Annotated in this window: 6 protein-coding genes; 2 read left to right on the forward strand and 4 right to left on the reverse strand. The window is 60.0% G+C overall.

Annotated features, from left to right (window positions below; translation table 11 throughout):
* Positions 1–385: 385 nt before the first annotated feature.
* A complete protein-coding gene (gene fur / locus ABZE94_RS20760) occupies positions 386–790 on the reverse strand; it encodes a ferric iron uptake transcriptional regulator (RefSeq protein WP_372878024.1) in 405 nt (134 codons plus the stop codon).
* 97 nt (positions 791–887) lie between these two features.
* Here fur and ABZE94_RS20765 point away from each other — a divergent pair, with 97 nt between their 5' ends.
* Positions 888–1,391: an outer membrane protein assembly factor BamE gene (locus tag ABZE94_RS20765; RefSeq protein ID WP_372878026.1), complete on the forward strand. Its 504-nt coding sequence runs from the start codon at positions 888–890 to the stop codon at positions 1,389–1,391.
* A 59-nt stretch (positions 1,392–1,450) separates the two neighbouring features.
* Here the strand turns inward: ABZE94_RS20765 and ABZE94_RS20770 are convergent, their stop codons facing one another.
* From ABZE94_RS20770 to ABZE94_RS20780, 3 genes are read right to left on the reverse strand one after another with little or no spacing between them, the layout of a single operon-like run.
* Positions 1,451–1,771, reverse strand: a complete 321-nt coding sequence (locus tag ABZE94_RS20770) for an RnfH family protein (RefSeq protein WP_372878028.1) — start codon at positions 1,769–1,771, stop codon at positions 1,451–1,453.
* Complete coding sequence (locus tag ABZE94_RS20775) at positions 1,764–2,198, reverse strand: type II toxin-antitoxin system RatA family toxin (protein ID WP_372878030.1); 435 nt, start codon at positions 2,196–2,198, stop codon at positions 1,764–1,766. The genes ABZE94_RS20770 and ABZE94_RS20775 overlap by 8 nt, the downstream gene beginning before the upstream one ends.
* 34 nt (positions 2,199–2,232) lie before the next feature.
* A complete protein-coding gene (locus tag ABZE94_RS20780; protein WP_372878032.1) occupies positions 2,233–3,636 on the reverse strand; it encodes a sodium-dependent transporter in 1,404 nt (467 codons plus the stop codon).
* 109 nt (positions 3,637–3,745) lie between these two features.
* On the opposite strand from ABZE94_RS20780, the gene smpB reads away from it, so the two are divergent.
* Positions 3,746–4,167, forward strand: a 422-nt coding sequence (gene smpB / locus ABZE94_RS20785; protein WP_372878034.1) for an SsrA-binding protein SmpB, incomplete at its 3' end; no start/stop codon positions are given.

Raw genomic sequence — 4,167 nt, forward strand, 5'->3', positions numbered from 1 at the left:
AGAAATCGCCCGCATGCTCGGCGGCCTCGACCTGACCGAAGAGTCCCTGGCCCATGCCCGGCAGATGGTCGGCAGCGCCCGGACCTGAAAGTTGGCGAACAGCTCGCCTACTGCGGGCGGCCTGGCGACGGCGTAGTTATTTATTGACGAGCCCTAGGAGCCTGTCGAACTTAACGCTGTTCTACTGCGGAAAAGCCGGATTTGGCCATTTTTTTACTGCTTTTCCTCGTTAAATAGCCAGCTATTCGCCTCGAAAAACCAGCAAAACTGCCTCAAACCGGACTTTCCCTCGCCACGAACGGTCAAGTCCGACAGGCTCCTAGCGGGTTACTGAAACGACAAAGGCGACCCGAGGGCCGCCTTTGTGAATGTCGCACCGGTGCGCTTACTTCTTTTTGCGCACGTAGAGCACCAGGTTGTGGTCGACCATCTCGAAGCCATGCTCGAGCACGATCTCTCTCTGCCGCTTCTCGATTTCAGGATCGAAGAACTCGATCACCTCACCCGAATCGACACAGACCATGTGGTCGTGATGGCCACTGTCGGCCAATTCGAACACGGCATGACCACCATCGAAGTTATGCCGCACCACCAGCCCCGCCGCCTCGAACTGGGTCAGCACGCGGTATACGGTGGCCAGGCCGACGTCTTCACCCGCCTCCATCAGAGCCTTGTAAACATCCTCTGCACTCATGTGACGCTGCTCGGCGGAATCGAGCATCTGCAGGATTTTGACCCGTGGCAGGGTCACTTTCAGGCCAGCTTTGCGTAGTTCGCTATTTTCAACCATGGTCTGCTTTCTCGCGGAAGCGGCTTCGCAGCTTCCTTTATTGCGGGTATGATCGGGGTTTACGTTGCCCAGCCAAGATAGTGGAAGTCACCCGCCGATGCAAAAAACCAAGCTCCTGCTGACCAGTCTCACCTTCGTGGGGCTCCTCGCGCTCGCCGGTTGTTCTTTCCCCGGGGTTTATAAAATCGACGTCCAACAGGGCAATGTCGTTACACAAGACATGATAGACCAGTTGCGCCCCGGAATGACCCGCAGCCAAGTGCGGTTTATCATGGGCAACCCGCTGCTGACCGACACCTTCCATGCCAATCGCTGGGACTACCTGTACAGCATTCAGCCAGGCGGCGGCAAACGCCTGCAAGAGCGCGTCAGTGTGGTCTTCAACGACAACGATCAGTTGGCCGGCCTGTCGGGCGACTTCATGCCAGGCGTCAGCCGCGACGAGGCCATTCTTGGCCAGGATGGCACCAGCGTGACCGTGCCGCGAACCGAAGAGCAACCAGCGCCAGGCTCCCTGCTCGAGCAAATCCAACGCGACGTCGACGAGGCGCAGAGCGTGCCGGTACCGACCCCGGATCCGCTGGACAGCTCGCCGCAGTAATCAGGCAAGCGCAAAAAGCCCGGAGATTTCCGGGCTTTTTCATGCACGCCAGTCTGGAGTTAACCGCCTTCCTCGTCAGCCTTGGCTTTCGCCGCCTTGGCCGCGCGCTGCTTGCGCACCTCTTTAGGGTCGGCGATCAGCGGCCGGTAGATCTCCACCCGCTCGCCATCCTCCAGCACCCGCTCCTGCGGTTTGGCAACAGCCTTGCCGAAGATTCCCAGCGGGCTGCTGGCCAGGTCCAGACCGGGAAAATGCACCTGCATGCCCGACTGCTCGACCGCCTGGCGCATCGTAGTGCCGTAAGGCAGGCTCAGGCGCAGCAGCTTCTGCTTATCCGCCAGGGCGTAGACCACTTCGACCGCGATCATCTTGTTATCCATATAGCTGCTTCGCCCTTTGACAGAATGCATCCATCAGCGTGTTGGCCGCCTGATTGAACAGCGGCCCCAGCGTGACCCGCATCAGCGGGCCGGCATAGTCGAAGCTCAGGTCCAGGCTGATCTTGCAGGCCTTGTCGCCCAATGCCTTGAACACCCAGCGGCCATGCAGATGACTAAACGGCCCCTCCTCCAGGGTCAGATCGATCGACTGCCCCCAGACCAGTGCATTGCGGGTGATGAAACGCTGGCTAACCCCACCCTTGGCCACGGCCAGGCTGGCCCGCATATGGGTCTGACTGACATCCAGAACCTCACTGGATGAACACCAGGGCAGGAACTCCGGGTAACGCGCCACGTCATTGACCAACTCGAACAGGGCGGGGGCCGGGTACGGCAGCAACGCCGAGCGCTGAATATGGGTACTCATAAGCCTGCAACTTGATTCGATAGGGTGACTCTACTCATTTCGTCAACTCTGCGACAAATACAATCAATATGCCCAATGGCGCCACCACGCGAATCAACCAATAGATCACACCGAACAACAGCGGACTGTCGATCGCCAGTTCCTCGCGTACCACTTCGCGCCTGAGCACCCAGCCGGCGAACAGCACAAAGGCCAGACCACCCAACGGCAAGAGGATGCGGCTGGTCAGGTAATCGATGCTGTCGAAGAAATTTCGCCCGCCCTCTGCGCCCCACTGGAACAGGTGAAAACCGTCGGCAGCAGAGACGAAGAACTTGGCCTCGGCGCCGACGTTGAAGGACAGTACCGTGCCCATGCCCACCAACCAGCACAACAGCACCAACACGCTGGTAACCAAGGCCCGGCTGCGCTGGGTGCGCTCGACCAGGTAAGCGACTGCCGGCTCCAGCATCGAGATCGACGAGGTCCAGGCAGCGATCAGCACCAACACGAAAAACAGGGTACCCATGACCTGGCCGAAGGCAATGCTGCCGAAGGCCACCGGCAGGGTGACGAACATCAGCCCGGGCCCGGCACCTGGCTGCATACCGGCGGCAAACACAATAGGAAACAGCGCCAATCCGGCAGTCAGGGCCACCAGCGTGTCGAGAATACCGACGGCCAACACAGTGCTGCCAATCGAAGCCCGCTTGGGCATATAGGCGCCGTAGACCATGATTGCACCGACGCCAACGCTGAGGGTGAAGAAGGCATGGCCCAGCGCCGCCAGCACGCCGTCGAGCAACTTGTCGGGCTGGAAATCGAAGAGGAAGTGGAAGCCCTGCATAAAGTGCCCGGTGGTCATGCTGTAGCCGAGCAACACCAACAGCAAGATGAACAGCAGCGGCATCATGATGCGCAAACTGCGCTCCAGGCCGGCTACGACACCACGGGCGATGACGACGCCGGTCAACAGCATGAACAACGTGTGCCACAGGCTCAGACGCCAGGGATCGGCCGTCAGCGCGCCGAATGCAGCGCCCGCCCCGTCGGCACTGATGCCGGCGAATCGACCGCCGCCCATGCCGATAATGTAGTCCAGCGACCAGCCGGCGATGACACTGTAAAACGACAGGATCAGCAACGCGGCGACCATGCCCATCAGCGCGGCCCACGCCCACCTCGGCGAAGCGTCAGACTCCAGCGCCAGCGCGCCCAGGGCATTCACCGGACTCTGCCGGCCGCGGCGACCGATCAGGGTTTCGGCCAGCATGATCGGCAAGCCGACCAGGAAAATGCACAGCAGATACATGATGACAAAGGCCCCACCTCCGTACATGCCGGTCATGTAGGGAAACTTCCAGATATTGCCCAGCCCCACTGCGGAACCGGTCGCCGCCAGGATAAACACCCAACGACTGGCCCAGGCGCCGTGGATCGAAACCTTGTCACTCACCATAAATACGCCCGAGAGATGTGCAAAAGACGCGCATTGTCCGGGTTTAACCCCTCTCTCTCAAGATCGGGCTGTCGCCAGCAGGCCCACGACTCCCTATAATGCGCGCCCTATGGCTAAACAAAAGAAACACCCTCAAGGCACCATCGCCCAGAACAAGAAGGCGATGCACGACTATTTCGTCGAATCCAGATTCGAGGCGGGCCTGGTCCTGGCCGGCTGGGAAGTGAAAAGCCTGCGCGCCGGCAAGGCCCAGTTGGTCGACAGCTATGTATTGCTGAAAGACGACGAAGCCTGGCTGATGGGCTGTCACATCACCCCACTGAAGACCGCCAGCACCCACGTGATTGCCGACCCGATCCGCACACGCAAGCTGCTGCTGAACAAGCGCGAGCTGGAAAAGCTGTTCGGTGCCGTGCAGCAGAAGGGCTACACCTGCGTGGCACTGTCGGTTTACTGGAAGGCGCATTTGATCAAATGCGAGATTGCCCTGGCCAAGGGCAAGAAGGACTTCGACAAGCGTCACACGGAAAA

Source organism: Pseudomonas sp., assembly GCF_041601375.1.
GTDB lineage: Bacteria > Pseudomonadota > Gammaproteobacteria > Pseudomonadales > Pseudomonadaceae > Aquipseudomonas.